The following is an 18441-nucleotide window of genomic DNA, read 5'->3' on the forward strand; positions in this document are numbered from 1 at the left end:
GGCGCGGGCGCGGCGGTCAGCCGGCGTCGACCAGGGCGCGGCGGACGGCGGAGAGCAACTGTCCCAGGCCGAACCCGGCGAGCAGCACCCAGACCGTGGTGGCCATGGTGATGGTGCCGGCGGTCAGGTCGGCGTCGATCAGCCCGGTGAGCCCGGCGACCAGCAGCCCGACCAGCGCGACGCAGACCCGGGTCGGCCGCTCCCCCACAGTCACCGCGCCGATCTCCCGCATCCCGGCCGAGACCGCGCGCGCCCGCACGTACTCGTGCAGCCAGGACAGCCCACCGGCCGCCGCGACCAGCGCGCCCGGCGCGCCGAGCAGCCAGAACGCGACCAGCCAGGCCACCTCGCCGAGCCGGTCGGCGACCGAGTCGTACACGTAGCCCAGCCGGGTGGTGCGGCCGGTCGCCACCGCCACCGCGCCGTCGACGCTGTCGGCCACGGCCGCCAGCAGCACGAACAACGCGCCCAGGAACGGCCCGTTGCCCGGCCGCTCCACGAACAGGGGTACGCAGAAGCAGAGCAGCACCCCGAACACGGTCACCGGGGTCGGGCCGACGCGCAGCCGGCCCAGCACGTAGCCCACGTGGTAGGCGAAGCGCAGCCAGGCGCGCACCACCGGCGCGGCGGTACGCGGATCGAAGCCGCCGTGCAGCCGCGCCCACGCGGTCGCGTACTGGTCCCAGTTCAGCTGTGTGCCCACCACGGATCAACCGTAGAAGCACGGCGCGGGTGTCGTGTGGCGGGTGGTCACACCCGTGCGGCGGCGCGCAGCCGCTGCCACACCTCCCGGGTCGCAGTGGACCGGTTGAGCGTGATGAAGTGGATCCCCGGCACGCCCTCGTCGAGCAGCTTCTCGCACATCTCGCTCGCCTGCTCGACGCCGAGGCGGCGGACCGCCTCCGGGTCGTCGGCCACCTGCTCGAACCGCTCGGCCAGCGCCGGCGGGAACGGCGCGCCGGACAGCTGCACCGAGCGTTCGATGGTGCCGATCTGGGTCACCGGCATCACCCCGGCCAGGATCGGCGTGTCGCAGCCGGCGGCTGCGACCCGGTCGCGCAGACGCAGGTAGTCGTCGGCGTCGAAGAACATCTGGGTGATCGCGAACTCCGCGCCGGCCCGGCACTTGCGGACGAAGTGCGCGGTGTCGCTGTCCACGTCCGGCGAGCGCGGGTGCTTGTACGGGAACGCGGCCACGCCGACGCTGAAGTCGCCGCTGTCGCGGACCAGCCGGACCAGGCCCTCGGCGTACCGGACACCCTCGGGGTGGGCGATCCACTCGCCGCCCGGGTCGCCCGGCGGGTCACCCCGCACGGCCAGCACGTTGCGCACCCCGACCGAGGCCAGCCGGCCGATCACGTGCCGCAGCTCGGCCACCGAGTGGTTCACCGCGGTCAGGTGCGCCATCGGCAGCAGCGTCGTCTCGGTGGCGATCCGCTCGGTCACCGCGACAGTGGTGTCGCGGGTCGAGCCGCCCGCGCCGTAGGTGATCGACACGAACGAGGGCCGCAGCGACTCCAGCTCGCGGATGGCCTGCCAGAGCAGTTTCTCCCCGGCCGGGGTCTTCGGCGGGAAGAACTCGAAGGAGAACGTGGGGCGGCCGTCACGGATCAGCTCCCCGATGGCCGGCTGGGGATTGGGAAGGACCGAGGGAAGACCGAGCGCCACAGACCGACTGTAACCGGGACGGCACGCCGCATCGGGAATCTTCCCAGCCCGCGAACACCTGTCCCGGCGCGACGTCGTACCCCGGGGGTAGAAATGCGGCAGCGCGGTGGGGCGGCCGACGGCCGTTCCGGGGGCCCGCGCGGGGGTCGCCACGACGGCGACGCGCCGGCGCCACCACTGGCCGGGCGTCCGCGTCGCCATCCGCGCCGTCGCCCCGGAGGTTCCGATGATCCCGTCCCCGCCGCCGGGCCCGCGCCTGCTCGGGCCGCTGCTGGCCGAGTTGCGGGCCGCCCGTGGCTGGAGCCAGCAGCGGCTGGCCGCCGAGCTGTGCGCCGCCTCCGGCGTGCCCACGCTGACCCGCAACGAGGTGTCCCGCTGGGAGCGCCAGCTGCGGCTTCCCGGCGACTTCTGGTCCGCCTGGCTGGCGACGGTCCTGGGGGTGCCGGGCGAGGTGCTGGCCGAGGCCGCCGCGCGCAGCCGCCGGCTGGGCGTGGCGCCTGCGGTGGTCGACCCGGCCGGGTCCAGGGCCCGGCTGGCCCTGCTCACGCTCGCGTACCGCTGGGCGGCCGACCCGGGCGGCCGCACACCGGCCGGTCCGTTCGCCGCCACGCCAACGCCGCTGCCCGGCCGTCCCGGACGGGACGACGAGCACCGGACCGGCCGTCCCGCCCCGCGCATGTCCGTCGCGGACGAGTCCGGGCCGCTCGGCGTCCACGTCCTGCGCGGGCCGGACGACGAGCCCACCGGTTCCGGTCGTGGTCACCCGGCGGACGGGGTGACGCTCGCCACGCTGCGGCGCTGGGACGACATGCTCGGCGGCGGCGACCTCGCCGGGCACGGCGCCCGCCGGCTGCGGCAGGCGGTCCGCGGCTACCGGCGCGCCGGGCCCGCCGGCCGTCGCGCGATGCTGCCCGCGCTCGCCGAGTCGGCGCAGCTCGCCGGGTGGCTGGCCGCCGACGCGGGCGACCTCGGCGGGGGCCTGGTCGCGTACCGGCTGGCGCTGCGGGCGGCGGTGGCCGCCGGGCAGGCGCCGCTGGCCGGGCACGTGCTCGCGTCGGCCAGTCACCTGCTGGCCGACGCCGGCGACCCGGCCGGCGCGCTGGTCCTGGCCCGGATCGGGTACGCCGCCGGCCGTGCCACCGCCTCGCCCGGCCTGCGGGCGCTGCTGCTGCACCGGGTGGCGCTCGCCGCCGCGCTCGCCGGGCGTCCCCGCGCGGCCGGGCAGGCGCTGGCCGGTGCCGATCGGGCCGGCACGCCGGAGCCCGGCCGGGAGCCGCCCTGGCTCTACTGGCTCGACGCGGCCGAACTGGCGGCGATGACCGGGCGCACGCTCGTCGCGCTGGGCCGTCACGCCGCCGCAGTGCCGCTGCTGACGCCGGTGGTGGGCGCGCGGGGCCGCCCGCGCCGGTCGGCCGTGTACGGCGGCTGGCTGGCCCGCGGGCACCTGGGCCTGGGCGCGGTGCCCGAGGCGTGCGCGGTGGCCGGCGAGGCGCTGCTCGACGCGGTCCGGTCCGGATCCCCGCGGGCCGTCGGCCAGCTCACCGCGTTCCGTCGCGGCCTGGCGCACGCGCCGCCCGGTCCGGCCACCCGGGGGTACGCGCGACTGGTCACCGCGGCCCGCCCCTACCTGCCGTCCGGCGTGCCGCGCCACCTGCGCGACAGTCCGCGCCGGTGAGCCACGAGGCACGCCGGGGCGGGGGCGCGGCGGGAACGGGTGCGAACCGCTAGCGTCGTGGCGTGACCCACGCTGCTCCCGTATCCCCCGTCGACCGTGCCGGCCTGCGCCAGCGGATCGACAAGGCGCTCACCGAGTTCCTCGCCGGCCAGCGCGGCTGGCTGACCGCCGTCGACGACGGCCTGCTGCCCGTCGCCGAGGCGATCGAGGCGTTCGTGCTGGGCGGCGGCAAGCGGCTGCGTCCGGCGTTCGGCTACTGGGGTTACCGGGGCGCCGGCGGGGTCGACTCCGACCAGGTCGTCGCCACCCTTGCCGCACTGGAGTTCGTGCAGGCCAGCGCGCTGATCCACGATGACCTGATGGACCGGTCGGACACCCGGCGCGGCGAGCCGGCGATGCACAGGCGGTTCGCCGCCCGGCACCGCACGGCCGGCTGGGGCGGCGACGCGGACTCCTTCGGCGACGCCGCGGCGATCCTGCTGGGCGACCTGTGCCTGGTCTGGTCCGACGAGCTGCTGCACTCCTCCGGCCTGCCGCCGGCCACCGTGGCCCGGGCCCGGCCGGTCTTCGACGAGATGCGTACCGAGGTGACCGTCGGGCAGTACCTGGACGTGCTGACCCAGGCCACCGGGGACACCTCGCTGGACCGGGCCGCCAAGGTGGCCCGGTACAAGTCGGCGAAGTACACGGTCGAGCGTCCGCTGCTGCTCGGTGCCGCGCTGGCCGGCGCGCCGCCCGAGGTGCACGCCGCGTACTCGGCGTACGGGCTGCCGCTGGGTGAGGCGTTCCAGCTCCGCGACGACGTGCTGGGGGTGTTCGGCGACCCGGAGCGCACCGGCAAGCCGGCCGGCGACGACCTGCGCGAGGGCAAGCGGACGTACCTGGTGGCGGCCGCACTGGAGGCGCTCGACCCGGCCGGCCGGGAGGCACTGCTGGCCGGTCTCGGCGTACCGGACCTGGACGCGGCCGGGGTGGACCGGCTGCGTGAGCTGATCACGACGAGCGGCGCGCTGGATCGGGCCGAGCGGCACATCACCGCGCTCACCGAGAGCGCCCTGGCCGCGCTCACCGCTGTCGACCTGGACACCGAGGCCCGCCAGGCCCTGGTCGACCTGGCCATCGCCGCCACCCGCCGCCCCGCCTGACCGCCCCCTCGCCCCCCCACCCCCCGCCCCACACCCGCCCCCGAAGCGGTCGATCATGAAGTTGGCGGCACTTTCGGAGATCGACTCCGCCGCCAACTTCATGATCAACGAGAACGGTGAGGCGGTCCTCGGGGTTAGAAGGCGACTGCCTGGGCTCGGCGTTTCACCTCTCGGGCCAGGTCGCCGCCGAGGGCTACGGCGGGGGTGCCGGGAAGAGTGGGGTCCTCCCGGTAGAGCCAGCGCAGCGCCTCCTCGTCGTCGTAACCGGCGTCGGCGAGCAGGTTGAGCACTCCGGGCAGGTGCTTGAGCACGGTGCGGTTGGCCACCAGGTCGGCCGGGATCCGGCGGACGCCGTCGCGGCGCACCGCGATCAGCTCACGGTCGCGGATCATCTGGTGCACCTTGCTGATCGACAGGTCCAGGCGCTCGGCCACGTCGGGCAGCGTCAGCCATCCGGCCGGGTCGGCCGGTCCGGCCAGCTCGGGGCCGGTCTCGGCGGGTACGGAATCGGTCACCCGACCACCCTGCCACGTGCCCGCCGGACCCGGTGCACGGCACCCCGCACCGCCGCCGGGAGCGCGGCGGTCCCCCCTTGTCGCAACCCGGCGGTAGCATCCTGTTCTACCTTCATCCCTCCGACACATAGACTGCCTGCCGATGGACACACAGGTCGCCGACACGTTGCTGGGCTCGCTGATCGAGGGGCGCTACCGCATTCGCGGGCGCGTCGCCCGTGGCGGCATGGCGACCGTGTACACCGCCACCGACGAGCGCCTGGAGCGCACCGTGGCGGTCAAGATCATTCACCCGACCCAGGCGCCGCAGGCCAAGGCCCGGATGGCCGGCTTCGTCGAACGCTTCACCGACGAGGCGAAGACGATCGCCCGGCTCACCCACCCGAACGTGGTGGCGGTCTACGACCAGGGCATCCACGCCGGCCTGCCGTACCTGGTGATGGAGTACGTCCGCGGCCGCACACTGCGCGACGTGCTCGCCGAGCGCCGCCGGCTCAACCCGGACGAGGCGCTCGCGATCACCGAGCAGATGCTCGCCGCGCTCGCCGCCGCGCACCGGGCCGGCCTGGTGCACCGCGACGTCAAGCCGGAGAACGTGCTCGTCGCCGAGGTGCCCACCGGCGGGAGCCGCAACCTCGTCGACAGCGTGGTCAAGGTGGCCGACTTCGGGCTGGCCCGGGCCGTCGAGGCCAGCGCCGAGGACGAGAACGGCAACCAGCTCATGGCGACGGTGGCGTACGTGGCGCCGGAACTGGTCACCCAGGGCCACGCGGACCCTCGCACCGACGTCTACTCGGCCGGCATCGTGCTGTTCGAGATGCTCACCGGCCGGGTGCCCTACGACGGCGACCGTCCCGTGGAGGTCGCGTGGCAGCACGTCGACCGGGACGTACCGGCGCCGTCGACGCTGGTGCCGACGCTGCCGCCGGCTCTCGACGCGCTCGTCGCCCGGGCCACGCGGCGCGATCCGGCCGGCCGCCCGGCCGACGCCGCGGCGCTGCTGAGCGAGGTGCAGGCGGCCCGCGAGGAGTTGGGCAACCCGCACGCGCACACCACTGTGCTGCGGCAGCTCAGCGACGACACGGCGGTCCTGAGCCAGCCGACCCAGGTGGTGGCCGCGCTCCAGCCGGTCGAGCGCCCGGCGTGGGCACGGCTGCCCGAGAGCGGCGCCGCGCAGCGCCCGCACCGGCGCCGCGCCGTCGAGGAGGACGGCCCGGGGACCGGGTTCGCCGCCCTGCGTACCCGGATCATGGGCTCGCCGCGCGGACGGCTGGCCGTCGCCGCGGCGGTCGTGGTGCTCGGCCTGGTCGCCGCGGTGGGTGGCTGGTGGTTCGGCGTGGGCCGCTACACGGTGGCGCCGCAGATGGTCAGCCTGACCAAGGCCGACGCGGAGGCGCAGGCCCAGCGCGGCGGCTTCACGCTGAAGTACGCCACCCCGCGCCACGACGAGAACGTCCCCAAGGACACGGTGCTCGGGCAGTCCCCCGGCTCGGCCGCGCGGATCGTCAAGGGCGGCACGATCACGCTGACCCTGTCGCTCGGTCCGGAGCGGCTGCCGGTGCCGGACGTGGTGGGCAAGGACTACGCGCTGGCCCAGGCCGAGCTGGAGGGCGCCAACCTGGTTGTGGCCAAGGGCTCCTCCCGGTACGACGACACGCTGCCCGCGGGTGTGGTGCTGGCCACCGACCCGAAGGTGGGCACGGTGGTCAAGCCCGGGGCGAAGGTGACGGTGATCCTCAGCAAGGGTCGCGCGCCGGTGACGGTGCCCAACCTGGTCGGCAAGAGCCTCGCCGAGGCGCGCACCATCCTCGCGCAGCTCGGGCTGAAGCCGGTGGAGAACGTCAAGGACTCCGACAAGCCGAAGGACGAGATCCTCGGCCAGAGTCCGGCCGACGGCACCGGCGTGGAGAAGGGCGCCCAGGTCAAGCTGGAGATCAGCAAGGGCCCGCCGCAGGTGGCCGTCCCCCGGGTGGTCGACATGCCCTGCCAGCAGGCCAAGCAGACGCTGGAGAGCCAGGGCTTCCCGGTCAACGTCCAGCTCAACCCGAACGGCATCGTCCGGATCCAGAACCCGGTCGAGAACACGCCGGTGCCGCCGGGTACGACGATCACTGTGACGTGCCTGTGAGCGGATGTGACGGACGCCGGCGGGTGGGGTCGCACACCCCCACCTCCGGCGGTCTGGCCCGGGCGGCCCTGCCGTACGCGGACGCGGCCGAGTCCGAGGTGGTGCAGGTCTACGTCTCGAACTCGCGCGGCTGGGCGCTGCCGGCCGGCGACCCGGCGCAGGACGCGTTGTTCCGCGACGGGTGCGGCGAGCGCGGGCTGCCCGTGTTCATCCACGCCTCGCTGCTGGTCAACCTCGGCTCCCCCACCCCGGCGACCGTGACCCGGTCGGCGGAGACGCTGGCGCACGCGCTGCGGCGGGGCCGGGCGATCGGTGCCGAGGGCGTGGTGTTCCACGCCGGCAGCGCTGTCGACGCCGGTCACGCCGAGGCGGCCCTGCGGCAGGTCCGCGCGGCGCTGCTCCCGCTGCTCGACGAGATCGCCGCCACCGGCGGGCCGATGCTGCTGGTCGAGCCGAGCGCCGGGGGCGGCCGGTCACTGGCGTCCCGGGTCGAGCACCTCGGCCCCTACCTGGACGCGGTCGACCGGCACCCGATGCTCGGGGTCTGCTTCGACACCTGTCACGCCTGGGCGGCCGGTCACGACCTGGCCGCCGAGGGCGGCATGACCGCCACGCTCGACACGCTGGTCGCCACGGTGGGCGCGGACCGGCTGCGGCTGGTGCACGCGAACGACTCGAAGGACCTGTGCGGCTCCACCCGGGACCGGCACGAGAACATCGGCAAGGGCACCATCGGCGAGCCGGCGTTCGCCGAGCTGATGCACCACCCGGCGACCGCCGGGGTGCCCGTGCTGGTGGAGACCCCCACGGAGAAGCACATCGGCCACGCCGCCGACATAGCCGCCCTCAAGCGCCTCCACCCCTGACGGGTCCGCCCGCTCCCTCCCCCCTCGCGGGGAGCGCGGGGCGCAGTGGGGCCGGGGGTCAGGCGCGCAGGGCGGTGTTCAGGATGGTGGCGGCGCGGTCGATCTGCGCGTCGGTGACGTCCAGGTGGGTGACCAGCCGGGCGGTACGCGGGCCGAGCACCGAGATCAGCAACCCCTCCGCCCGCGCGGCAGCCGCCAGCGCGTGCGCGTCCAACGGGTGCTTGGTCAGGTCCAGCGGCACGATGTTGGTCCGCACCACCGACGCGAGCACGCCGTGCGGGGCGACCGCCTCGGCCAGCCGGGCCGCCTTCACGTGGTCGTCGGCGAGCCGCTCGACGTGGTGCGCCAGCGCGTACCGGCCGGCGGCGGCGAGGATGCCGACCTGCCGCATGCCGCCGCCCATCCGCTTGCGCAGGAACCGCGCCCGGGCGATCTTCTCGGCACTGCCCACCACAAGCGAGCCGACCGGCGCGCCGAGGCCCTTGGAGAGGCACACCGAGAGCGTGTCGAACAGCACGCCGTACTCGGCCAGCGGCACCCCGTCGGCCACGTGCGCGTGCCAGATCCGCGCGCCGTCGCAGTGCAGGGCCACCCCGTGCTCGTCGGCGACCTCACGCATCCGGCGCAGCGTCGGCAGCGGGATCACCCCACCGCCGCCCCGGTTGTGGGTCTGCTCCACGGCGATCGCCCGCGTGGGCACCGCGAAGTAGCCGTCCGGCCGGATCATCCCGGCGACCACGTCGGGGTCCAGCTCCGCGCCCACCGCGGGCCAGGTCCGCGAGGAGATCCCGCCGTACGCGGCGGCGGCGCCGACCTCGTACGTGACGACGTGCGCGTCGGCGTCGCAGAGCAGCTCGTCGCCGGGTGGTACGTGCAGCTGGAGCGCGATCTGGTTGGCCATCGAGCCGCTCGGGGCGAACAGCGCCGCCTCGTGGCCGAACAGCGCGGCCACCTCGGCCTCCAGCGCGGTGACCGTCGGGTCCTCGCCGTAGACGTCGTCGCCCACCTCGGCGGCGGCCATCGCCTCCCGCATCCCCGGCGTCGGCCGGGTCACGGTGTCCGTCCGCAGATCGATCAGTTCGGGGCTCGCAAGCTCACTCCTCGCGTCAGCCACGGAGCATCTCCGCCACCAGGAACGCCAACTCCAGCGACTGCTGGGTGTTCAGCCGGGGGTCGCAGGCGGTCTCGTACCGGTCGGGCAGGTCGAGATCCTCGATGCCCTGGGCACCGCCGAGGCACTCGGTGACGTCCTCGCCGGTCAGCTCGACGTGCAGGCCGCCCGGGTGGGTGTCCAGGCCCCGGTGCACCTCGAAGTAGCCGAGCACCTCGTCGACGATCCGGTCGAAGTGCCGGGTCTTGTAGCCGTTCGAGGACTCGTGCGTGTTGCCGTGCATCGGGTCGCACTGCCAGACGACCTTCGCCCCGGCGGCGGTGACCTTGGCGACGATCGGCGGCAGCGCGTCCCGGACCCGGTGGTTGCCCATCCGGCTGATCAGCGTGAGCCGGCCGGGGATGTTGTCCGGGTTGAGCTTCTCGCAGAGCTCGATCGCCTCGTCCGGGGTGGTCGTCGGGCCGAGCTTGACGCCGATCGGGTTGGCGATGCGGGAGATGAAGTCGATGTGCGCCCCGTCGATCTGCCGGGTCCGCTCACCGATCCAGAGGAAGTGCCCGGACAGCCCGTACGCCTTGCCGTTGGAGATCCGGGTCAGCGCCCTGTCGTACTCCAGCGCCAGCGCCTCGTGCGAGCAGTGCAGCGTGACGGTGCGCAGCGCCTCGTCGTCGGTCATGCCGCAGGCGCGGATGAAGGCCAGCGCCCGGTCGATCTCGCGGGCGATCGCGTCGTAGCGCTCGCCGGCCGGGGACCGCCGGACGAAGTCCTTGTTCCAGTCGTGCACGGCGTGCAGGTCGGCCAGCCCACCGGCCAGGTACGCCCGGAGCATGTTCATCGCGGCGGCCGAGTTCGCGTACGCCCGGATCATGCGCTGCGGGTCGGCGACCCGCGCCTCCGGCGTGGCCTCCAGGGAATTGATCATGTCGCCGCGGTAGGCCGGCAGGCCCCGGGCGTCGGTCGGCAGCGACCGGGGCTTGGTGTACTGGCCGGCGACCCGGGCGACCTTGACCACCGGCAGCGACGCGCCGTAGGTGAGCACGATGGCCATCTGGAGCAGCGTGCGGGCGTTGGCGAGCAGGTGACTCTCGGTGTTGTCGGCGAAGGTCTCCGCGCAGTCACCGCCCTGGAGCAGGAACGCCTTGCCCTCGCAGACCAGCGCGAGCCGCTGCCGCAACTGGTCGACCTCGTAGGGCGCGACCACCGAGGGCACCGTGTCCAGCACCCGGCAGACCTCGGCGACCTGGGCCGGGTCGTCCCAGGGTGGGGTCTGCGCGCGCGGCAGCTCCCGCCATCGGTCGAGGCCGAGGGCCGCGTCCTCGGCGGAGTCGGCGGTCGGGCGGCTGGTCTGCAGACCAGGGCTGCCCACGGCGGGGTGACTCAGCTGATGCCACTCATGGCGCATGAAGGAAAGCGTACGGCGACCGTCGCGATCACTCACCGCCGAGGGGGATGGTTCCGGTCACTGGGAGGACACCGGCGAGGGCGCCATCGCCGGCGGCGGCGGCCCCGCCGGGTCGGCCGTCGGCTCGACCGCGCGCTTACCGGGCGCCTCGCCGGAGATGCACCAGTCCGCCCCGTTACGGGTGACGGTGAACAGCAGCGACCGGGCGGCCTTGCGCGAGCCGGCGGCAACAGTGATCGAGGCGCTGACCTCCTGACCGTTCGGGCCGGAGCGGACCTCGGTGATCGTCGCCTCGGGCACCGTGAAGTGGTCGGCGAAGTCGCCGTTCGGGCCGGTGGCGGCGGAGTCGAAGGCGGCGTGCATGGGCGCGCAGAGCTGGCTGCGGCCGGCGGCGGCGTCGCGGGCGGTCAGCGCGTCCAGGTACGCCTGCACCCGTTCCCGGCTCTTGGCCGCCGCCTCCTCGGCCGGAGCCTTCCCGGTGGGCGGGGTGTCGCCGCTCTGGCCGCCCGAGCCGCAGGCGGCCAGGGCCGCCGGCAGGAGCGCGAGGAGCGCGAGGAGCGCGAGCCCGGTGAACCGGCCCCGGTGGCTGCGACCCATCTGTCCTCCCGTCGCGTGGACTCGTCGAGCGGCGAGTGTGCCACATCCGGCCCGAGCGGCCGGTTGACTCCCCATCCTGACCCGGATCGGCGCGCTCGGCCAGGACGGCACGCGGGCGGGGAGGGGCCGGTGCGGCCCCTCCCCGCCGGGTGGGTGGTGCGTCGGCCCTCGGCTCAGCCGAGACCGCCCTTGATGGCGCCGATCAGCTCACCGTTGCTGGTGTCACCGGAGAGCTCCCAGAAGAACGCGCCACCGAGGCCCTGGCTGTTGGCGTAGCTCATCTTCCCGCCGATGGTCGACGGGGTGTCGTAGCTCCACCAGTTGCTGCCGCACTTGGCGTACGCCGTGCCGGCGACGGTGCCGGTGGCCGGGCAGCTGTTCTTGAGCACCTTGTAGTCCTCGATGCCCGCCTCGTAGGTGCCCGGGGCCGCGCCGGTGGCGCTGCCGCCGGGTGCGGCCTGGGTCACGCCGGTCCAGCCGCGTCCGTAGAAGCCGACGCCGAGCAGCAGCTTGCTGGACGGTACGCCCTTGGACTTGAGTTTCTGGATCGCCGCGTCCGACCAGAAGCCCTGCTGCGGGATGCCCGCGTAGGAGTAGAGCGGCGAGTGCGGCGCGGTCGGTCCCTGGGCGTTGAAGGCGCCGAAGTAGTCGTACGTCATCGGCATCAGCCAGTTGAGGTTGTTCGCGGCGCCGGCGTAGTCGGTGGCGTCGATCTTGCCGCCGTTGCTGCCGTCGGCGGTGATCGCCGCGGTGACCAGGAAGCTGGAGCCGAACTTGCTCCGCAGCGCCGAGACCACGTTCTTGAACGCGTTCGGGCCGCTGCTGTCGCACTGGAGGCCGCAGGCGTTCGGGTACTCCCAGTCGATGTCGATGCCGTCGAAGACGTCCGCCCAGCGCGGGTCCTTGACCAGGGAGTAGCAGGAGTCGGCGAACGCGGCCGGGTTCTGCGCGGCCTGGGTGAAGCCGCCGGACCAGGTCCAGCCGCCGAAGGACCAGAGCACCTTCAGGTTCGGGTACATCTTCTTCAGCTTGCGCAGCTGGTTGAAGCTGCCGCGCAGCGGCTGGTCCCAGGTGTCGGCGACGCCGTCGACGCTGTCCGCGGCGGTGTACGCCTTCTCGTAGTCGGCGTAGCTGTCCCCGATGCTGCACCGGCCGCCCGTGGTGTTGCCGAAGGCGTACAGGATGTGGGTCAGCTTCGCGGCCGAGCCGCTCGTGTGGATGTTCTTGACGTGGTAGTTGCGGGCGTAGACGCCCCACTCGGCGAAGTAGCCGACGATCTTCTTGCCGCCCGGCGGCGGCGTGGTGGGCGGCTGCGTGGTCGGCGGGGCGGTCGTCGGCGGCGCGGTCGTCGGCGGTGCCGTGGTGGGCGGCGCCGTGGTCGGCGCGGTGGTCGTCGGCGTGCCGCCGCCGGTGCAGGAGCCGCCGTTGATCGTGCAGCTCACCGGCGCCTTGTACGCGCCGGTGCCGTTGTAGCCCCAGCTGAAGCTGGCGCCCGGGGCGAGCGTCGCGGCCCAGCTCTTGTTGACCGCCACGTAGCGGTCACCGCTGCGGGTGATGTCGGCGTCCCAGGAGCTGCTAATCGAGGTGCCGGAGGGCAGCGTGAACTCGATGCGCCAGCCGTTGAGGGTGGAGCTGGTGCCGTTGGTGACGGTCACCCGTCCCTCGTGGCCGGTCCCCCAGTCCTGCACCTTGGCGAACGTGGCGGTGACGCTGCCGGCGGCCGACGCGGTGGTCATGGGCACCGCGGCGACCGCGAGCGCGACCACGGCGCCGGTGGCCCACAGGGCCCGGCGGAGCGATCTCTTCATACGGCGTCCCTCCAATAGTTAGGAAACCTTCCAAATTGATTGCTGAGACGCTACTCACGCCGTCACCACTTCGTCAAGATGTAGATGCATCGATTTCACGGGTGACGCGGGACGGTGGGCGCGAGGGCCCGTAGCCTCGTCCCATGACCGTTTTCGACGTCCAGATCGACGCCCTCACCGGCGGCCCGGCCGACCTCGGCCGCTACCGCGGCCGCGCCCTGCTCGTGGTCAACGTGGCCTCCCGCTGCGGCCTCACCCCGCAGTACGCGGGCCTTCAGGAACTCGCCGACACGTACGCCGGACGCGGGCTGACGGTGCTCGGGGTGCCGTGCAACCAGTTCGCCGGCCAGGAGCCGGGCAGCGCCGCCGAGATCGAGGAGTTCTGCCAGGTCAACTACGGCGTGACGTTCCCGCTGACGGAAAAGGTCGACGTCAACGGGCCGGACCGGCACCCGCTCTACGCGGAGCTGGTGTCCACGCCGGACGCCGAGGGGCACACCGGCGACGTGCGCTGGAACTTCGAGAAGTTCCTCGTCGCGCCGGACGGCACGGTGGCCGCCCGGTTCGGCCCGCAGGTCACACCCGAGGATCCCGAGCTGCGCGCGGCGATCGAGAAGGTCCTGCCGGCCTGACCGGCGCACCCGCCGCCGGGCACGGCGAAGCGGCACGCCCCCCGGGGAGGCGTGCCGCTGCCGCGGATCGGGTCAGCCGGCGGCGGCCCGGAACACCGGGTAGTAGCCGCCGGACTGCCCGGCGGCCGTCGGGTGGTACGACTTGCTCAGGCTCAGCACGTTGAGCGCGTGCAGCCACTTCGTCCCGTAGCTGCACAGCTGGTGGCCGACGAAGATGGAGCGGACGTCGGCGAAGGTGAAGCCGGCCGAGACGGCGGCCGTGCGGGTGATGTCGTCGAGCAGGTTGATGCCCTCGTTGATCTTCGCCCGGGACGTCGCGCTGAGCCCGACGCAGGGAGTGCCGAGCTGGTAGAAGACCGGGTAGCCGACCACCACGACGCGGGCCGAGGGCGAGCGGCTCTTGATGCCGTTGTAGACGTTGGCGAGCCGGCCCGGCATCGAGGTACGGGCCACGTTCATGGCGGACTGCACGGCCGCCACGCACTGGGTCTCCCCCTGGAGCACGCAGGTGCTCATGATGTTGGCGAAGCCGACGTCGTTGCCGCCCACAGTGACGCTGACCAGCGTGGTGGTCGACGAGAGCGCGGAGAGCTGACTGTTGATGACGTCCGCCGTGGTGGCGCCGGAGCAGGCGACCGAACGGTACGACGCGGGCTTGATGTTGGTGTTGTAGAGCGCCGGGTAGGCGTTCGTGCTGCGTAGACAGTTACCGCTCTCGGAGGTGTAGCTGTCGGCGCCGACGCCGGAGGCGTACGAGTCGCCGAGCGCGACGTAGCGGTCGGACGGGGCCGCCTGGGCGGGGGCGGCCAGAGACAGAGTGACCCCGACCGAGGCGGCCAGGGTCAGGGCGAGGGTGGCAAGACGGGATCTCCGCACGTCGCACTCCTGGGGGCGTGAAGTGGTGGTGAGAGATAGATATCAACAAGATCACAGGGTATGGAAGATCACCGATTTGCGGTCCGGCGCGTATAGCGACTTACGCCTACAAATCGCTGCCGGTTTCGCGGAGCGGGCTGAAGGATTCCGCCAGTGGGGGCAGATCGACGCAGATCAGGCGCGGACGGGTCGACTCAGACCGGGCGGCGGCCCGCTCAGACCGGACGGCGGCCGGCGAAACCGCACTCGACCCGGTGATACCACCGGATGTCGGTGTCGCCCTCCAGCCAGCACCAGAGCACCGCCCGGCCGTCGCGCTCACCGGGGAAGTCGAGCAGCACCGGGGCGATCCCCTTGACCGCGATCTCATGCTGGTGGAACTCGTCCACCACCACGTGCAGCCGCGCCTCCAGCGCCTTCACCTCGGCGAGCCCGCCGAGCGCGCTGACGCCGTGGTCGGCCAGGTCGACCCGCAACTCGGCCAGGTCGGCCCGCAGCCGGATCAGCTCGTCGACGCGCGGCCGCAGCGTGGCCACCAGGTGACGCGCCTGGGCGAGAGTGAACACCGGGCCAGTATGCGGCACGACCGTCCAGAGGGAAGCTTCCACACGGCACACGCCGCACCTCGATGCACGTCGTCAAACGCCGGGGCCTGGGCGTCACCGCCGCAAACCGGCGCCGGGTATCGGGCATGGTCGCGCTCGGGTATACAGATGGTTCCTCCCGGATCGGCCATCGGCTTGCCCGGACGCCCCTCGCCCGTCGTCGGAGGCTCACTGGCATGAGCGATCGTTCGCCCAGCTCCAGCACCCCGGACCCGCGGTACCTGTTCCGGTACCGGGACCTGGTCGCCGACACCCTGCCCGAGCATCGCGCCGTCCTGCAGGAGCGTGGTTGGTGCTGGTGGGGCTGGTGGAAACGACCCAACGAACCCGGCCGGCTGGAGGTGTGGAAGGCGCTCGAACGCGAGACGCTGGAGGGACGTCGGGTGCCGATCGGGCTGTTCCACTCCGGGACGGGCCTCGTTCATCCCGCCATCGTCGAACGCGTGATCCTGCCGCAGCCGGACGAACTCGGGGCCTTCACCTCGCTCAGTCCGCCCGACGCCGAACGGGACGGCGTTCCACCCTATTATCGGGCGAGTCGGCACAGCCGGGGCTGGCTACGGCTGGTGGCCCTGGCCGAGGAGCCGATGGAATTCTTCGGGAGGTTCTCCTTCGCCTCCGCACCGCCGTTGCCCCATCATCCACGGAGCCAACTGGAGCGGCTGGTGGGTAAGCGGATCCTGGACGCTGACGAGCTGCGCGCGATGGACACCACCATCTGGGAGATCCGGCCGGCCCAGCCGGCTGACTCCAGCGAGCGGTTCCTGACAGCGTCGCCACGCCAGGACGGCGCGCTGTCTCCCGAGCCGATCGCCTGCCCGGGGCCGTGGCTGCTGCACCTCACCGATCCGCACTATGCGGCGGGGCGGTTTCGGTCGGAGCATCAGTGGCGGCTGGAGACCGAGGACGGCGCTACCCGCCCGACCATGGTCGACGCGATCTCCGATGCCCTGGCTCGTGACCAGCGGTCGGTCGGAGCGGTCCTCGTCACAGGCGATCTCACCTATGTCGCCCACCGCGACGAGTTCGCGGCGGCGCGGGCTGGCCTCTTCAAGCTCACCAATGGGCTGCTCGGGCTGGGCATGGAGCACCTCGTCGTCATACCCGGCAATCACGACATCGCCTGGACCCGCGGTGACTCGTACGAATATGGAGCACCGGTCGAGGTGGCTCCGGCGGCGGCAACGGCCAACTACCGGGAGTTCTTTCGAGCGCTCTACGGATACCCGGCCTCGCCCCACCTCTCGATGGCTCGCCGTTTCATCTTCCCTGGCGGCAACCTTGTCGACATCGCCGCGGTCAACTCCAGCTCACTGGAACAGGGGCAGTCGTTCCTGGCGGGCATGGGCCGGGTGCAGGAGTCCGCGTACCGCGAGGTGACCAGCGCGCTCGCCTGGTCGAACCCTGGATCAGCCCTGCGCGTGCTCGCGCTGCATCATCATCTCGCGCTGACCGAGGACCTCGAATCGCCCGACGAGTACGCGACCGGTTTCGGGATCGCCATCGACGCACCCAGGATCCAGCGCCTGGCCGCCCGTGACGGGGTGCACCTCGCGGTGCACGGGCACAAACACCGCGCGTTCGTCTGGCGTACCGAGGCGTACCATCTCCCCGAATACAGCAACGAACGCTGGGACCTGGGACGCTTCAACATCGTCGGTGGTGGGAGCAGCGGCTCGAGATCGTCAGACGGGCGGCGTAACTTCTTCAACCTGATCCGGATGGCGGGTCCCGTCGTGGAGTTGGAAATGTACCGGAGTCAACAGCAGGGCTCATTCGAGCGCTTCATGACCTGGCGGGCCCCGCTGGTAACCGGGGCAGACGGCCGACTCGAGATTGCTCCCTGGAAGGTCGTTTCCCCATGACCACCAGGCGCCAGGTCGTGCACGCCCTCATCCTCGACATGGACAACACGCTGTACGACTGGGTGGCGTACTTTGTGCCCGCAGTGCGGGCGATGGTGGCCGTGGCCGCCGAGATCCTCGACGTGTCCGAGGACGAGTTGCGGAGCGACCTCCAGGCCGTGCACCGCAACCACGGCAATACCGAGCACCCCTTCGCGCTGCTCGAGACCTCGGCCGTCGAGCGACGCCTGCCCGGGATGAGCCAACGAGCACGACACGAGCACCTGCTTCCGGCCTTCGCCGCCTTCAACGAGGTCCGGCGACGCCACCTCCACCTCTACCCGGACGTGGAAAGCACGCTCCAGACTATCAAGGCCACAGGTTGTCACGTTGTGGGGCACACCGAGGCCAAGGACGTGAACATCAGCAGTCGAGCGAGGTCGCTCGGGTTGGACGCGATGTTGGAGGCGATCTACGCGCCCCGGTTCGTCGGGCCGCCTCACCCTTTGGGCGCCGATCGACGGTCTGTTCCGGCCGCAATCGAGGTTCGGGTACTGCCACCGACGGCACGCAAGCCCAATCCGGAGATCGCCCGTCAGATCGCCGAGCAGCTGGGCGTTCCAGCCGCCCACTGTCTGTACGTGGGCGACAGCTTGAGCAAGGACGTGGCAATGGCCAAGCGAGCGGGGATGCTCGCCGCCTGGGCCCGCTACGGCACCCACCACGATTCCGACCTCTGGCGCGGCTTGGTCGCGCTGTCCCATTGGGATCCCGCGGCCGTCACCGCAGCAGAAGCCAAGAGCGATGATCCGCCGCAATACGAGCCGGACGTAACGCTTGACGCATTTCACGAGTTACGCGAGCACTACACATTCCGTGCAGCATCGCAACCGAGGCGGCCTCAAGTGATATCGGCCTGCTTGCCGTCAGGGCCGGCCGATTGACCCGCTCCGACAGAGGGGTGACCCGTTGCGGGCGACCATCCGTTCCGCCGGTTCAGGTCGCCGATGTTGCTCCGGAACTCACTCAGCCACTCGCCGGTCTCCGCCTCGACCAACTCGGCCGTCCGCAGCACGAGCACGCGGATCAGTTCCTCGCGCCGCCGTAGCACCGCTTCCTCAGTGGCTGAGGTGCGCAGTTCCGTGGTCACCCAGTCCAGCCGGAACTCGGTGAGCGCCCGCTGAAGCGCCTGCGCGGTAGCGATGTCGCGCATCCAGGCCGAGGACAGGCCGAAGAAGTGATCGAAGGCCAGACAGCCACCGGCCATGGCGAGCAGGACATATCCCCAGCTGGCGCCGCTCCCAGCGCTCGCCGCGCTAACCAGGGGTACGACTCCGCCGGCGATCCCCAGCAGGATGGCGCAGCCGCGCAGCAGGCGGGAAATCGTGCGGCGCACCGCCTTGTCGCGCAGGTACCAGGCAACCGCGTCCTCGGCCTGCCCCTCCGCCCACCCACGCAAGCGATCCAGGACGGCCTCAGGCGGTTGGTCCGCCGCCAAGACGGGGAATGGGCGGATGATCATGTCCCGCCGCGGGACTCGACGGCTTGACCTGTCGAGTCGGCCATTGC

The 18441-nt window shown here is 72.5% G+C and carries 17 protein-coding genes; 7 read left to right on the forward strand and 10 right to left on the reverse strand.

Annotation, left to right across the window (positions count from 1 at the left end; all coding sequences use genetic code 11):
- Positions 1–16 precede the first annotated feature (16 nt).
- Complete coding sequence (locus tag FB454_RS16765; RefSeq protein ID WP_013287633.1) at positions 17–706, reverse strand: CDP-alcohol phosphatidyltransferase family protein; 690 nt, start codon at positions 704–706, stop codon at positions 17–19.
- Between the two features lie 44 nt (positions 707–750).
- Positions 751–1668, reverse strand: a complete 918-nt coding sequence (gene metF, locus FB454_RS16770) for a methylenetetrahydrofolate reductase [NAD(P)H] (RefSeq protein ID WP_013287634.1) — start codon at positions 1666–1668, stop codon at positions 751–753.
- A 226-nt stretch (positions 1669–1894) separates the two neighbouring features.
- Here metF and FB454_RS16775 point away from each other — a divergent pair, with 226 nt between their 5' ends.
- Together FB454_RS16775 and FB454_RS16780 are read left to right on the forward strand one after the other, a co-directional pair.
- Positions 1895–3343, forward strand: coding sequence for a helix-turn-helix domain-containing protein (locus FB454_RS16775; RefSeq protein ID WP_145823163.1), 1449 nt, complete (start codon positions 1895–1897; stop codon positions 3341–3343).
- A gap of 62 nt (positions 3344–3405) precedes the next feature.
- Positions 3406–4488 carry a polyprenyl synthetase family protein gene (locus tag FB454_RS16780; RefSeq protein WP_013287636.1) on the forward strand — a complete coding sequence of 361 codons (1083 nt, stop codon included), beginning with the start codon at positions 3406–3408 and terminating at the stop codon, positions 4486–4488.
- A gap of 134 nt (positions 4489–4622) precedes the next feature.
- Here the strand turns inward: FB454_RS16780 and FB454_RS16785 are convergent, their stop codons facing one another.
- Positions 4623–5003: an Rv2175c family DNA-binding protein gene (locus FB454_RS16785; RefSeq protein ID WP_013287637.1), complete on the reverse strand. Its 381-nt coding sequence runs from the start codon at positions 5001–5003 to the stop codon at positions 4623–4625.
- 142 nt (positions 5004–5145) lie between these two features.
- Between FB454_RS16785 and pknB the strand changes: the two genes are divergently transcribed.
- Positions 5146–7131, forward strand: coding sequence for a Stk1 family PASTA domain-containing Ser/Thr kinase (gene pknB / locus FB454_RS16790; RefSeq protein ID WP_145751796.1), 1986 nt, complete (start codon positions 5146–5148; stop codon positions 7129–7131).
- Between the two features lie 23 nt (positions 7132–7154).
- On the forward strand, positions 7155–7997 hold the full coding sequence (locus FB454_RS16795) for a deoxyribonuclease IV (RefSeq protein ID WP_145751794.1): 843 nt from the start codon (positions 7155–7157) through the stop codon (positions 7995–7997).
- A gap of 58 nt (positions 7998–8055) precedes the next feature.
- On the opposite strand, the gene FB454_RS16800 is transcribed toward FB454_RS16795, so the two are convergent.
- From FB454_RS16800 to FB454_RS16815, 4 genes are all read right to left on the reverse strand, one after another.
- On the reverse strand, positions 8056–9075 hold the full coding sequence (locus tag FB454_RS16800) for a threonine aldolase family protein (protein WP_145752131.1): 1020 nt from the start codon (positions 9073–9075) through the stop codon (positions 8056–8058).
- 28 nt (positions 9076–9103) lie between these two features.
- Positions 9104–10510 (reverse strand): class II 3-deoxy-7-phosphoheptulonate synthase, encoded by a 1407-nt coding sequence (locus FB454_RS16805; protein ID WP_013475760.1) that lies wholly within the window; start codon positions 10508–10510, stop codon positions 9104–9106.
- 57 nt (positions 10511–10567) lie between these two features.
- Positions 10568–11107, reverse strand: coding sequence for a hypothetical protein (locus FB454_RS16810; protein ID WP_145751792.1), 540 nt, complete (start codon positions 11105–11107; stop codon positions 10568–10570).
- A 173-nt stretch (positions 11108–11280) separates the two neighbouring features.
- The gene (locus FB454_RS16815; RefSeq protein WP_145751790.1) at positions 11281–12915 is read right to left on the reverse strand and encodes a glycosyl hydrolase family 18 protein; all 1635 of its coding nucleotides are present in this window, start codon (positions 12913–12915) and stop codon (positions 11281–11283) included.
- 143 nt (positions 12916–13058) lie between these two features.
- Here FB454_RS16815 and FB454_RS16820 point away from each other — a divergent pair, with 143 nt between their 5' ends.
- A complete protein-coding gene (locus tag FB454_RS16820; protein WP_013287644.1) occupies positions 13059–13547 on the forward strand; it encodes a glutathione peroxidase in 489 nt (162 codons plus the stop codon).
- 72 nt (positions 13548–13619) lie between these two features.
- Here the strand turns inward: FB454_RS16820 and FB454_RS16825 are convergent, their stop codons facing one another.
- Both FB454_RS16825 and FB454_RS16830 read right to left on the reverse strand, forming a co-directional pair.
- Positions 13620–14423 carry an SGNH/GDSL hydrolase family protein gene (locus FB454_RS16825; RefSeq protein ID WP_013287645.1) on the reverse strand — a complete coding sequence of 268 codons (804 nt, stop codon included), beginning with the start codon at positions 14421–14423 and terminating at the stop codon, positions 13620–13622.
- A gap of 215 nt (positions 14424–14638) precedes the next feature.
- Entirely contained in the window at positions 14639–14989 is a 351-nt protein-coding gene (locus tag FB454_RS16830) for a DUF2203 domain-containing protein (RefSeq protein ID WP_041784221.1), read from the reverse strand.
- A 215-nt stretch (positions 14990–15204) separates the two neighbouring features.
- On the opposite strand from FB454_RS16830, the gene FB454_RS16835 reads away from it, so the two are divergent.
- Together FB454_RS16835 and FB454_RS16840 are read left to right on the forward strand one after the other, a co-directional pair.
- Positions 15205–16893, forward strand: coding sequence for an anti-phage phosphoesterase (locus tag FB454_RS16835; protein ID WP_030273914.1), 1689 nt, complete (start codon positions 15205–15207; stop codon positions 16891–16893).
- Complete coding sequence (locus tag FB454_RS16840; RefSeq protein WP_013287648.1) at positions 16890–17816, forward strand: HAD family hydrolase; 927 nt, start codon at positions 16890–16892, stop codon at positions 17814–17816. Before FB454_RS16835 ends, FB454_RS16840 begins: the two co-directional genes overlap by 4 nt.
- Here the strand turns inward: FB454_RS16840 and FB454_RS16845 are convergent.
- On the reverse strand, positions 17774–18394 hold the full coding sequence (locus FB454_RS16845) for an SLATT domain-containing protein (protein ID WP_013287649.1): 621 nt from the start codon (positions 18392–18394) through the stop codon (positions 17774–17776). The genes FB454_RS16840 and FB454_RS16845 overlap by 43 nt on opposite strands.
- Positions 18395–18441 lie beyond the last annotated feature (47 nt).

It is taken from the genome of Micromonospora sp. CNZ297 (assembly GCF_007827625.1).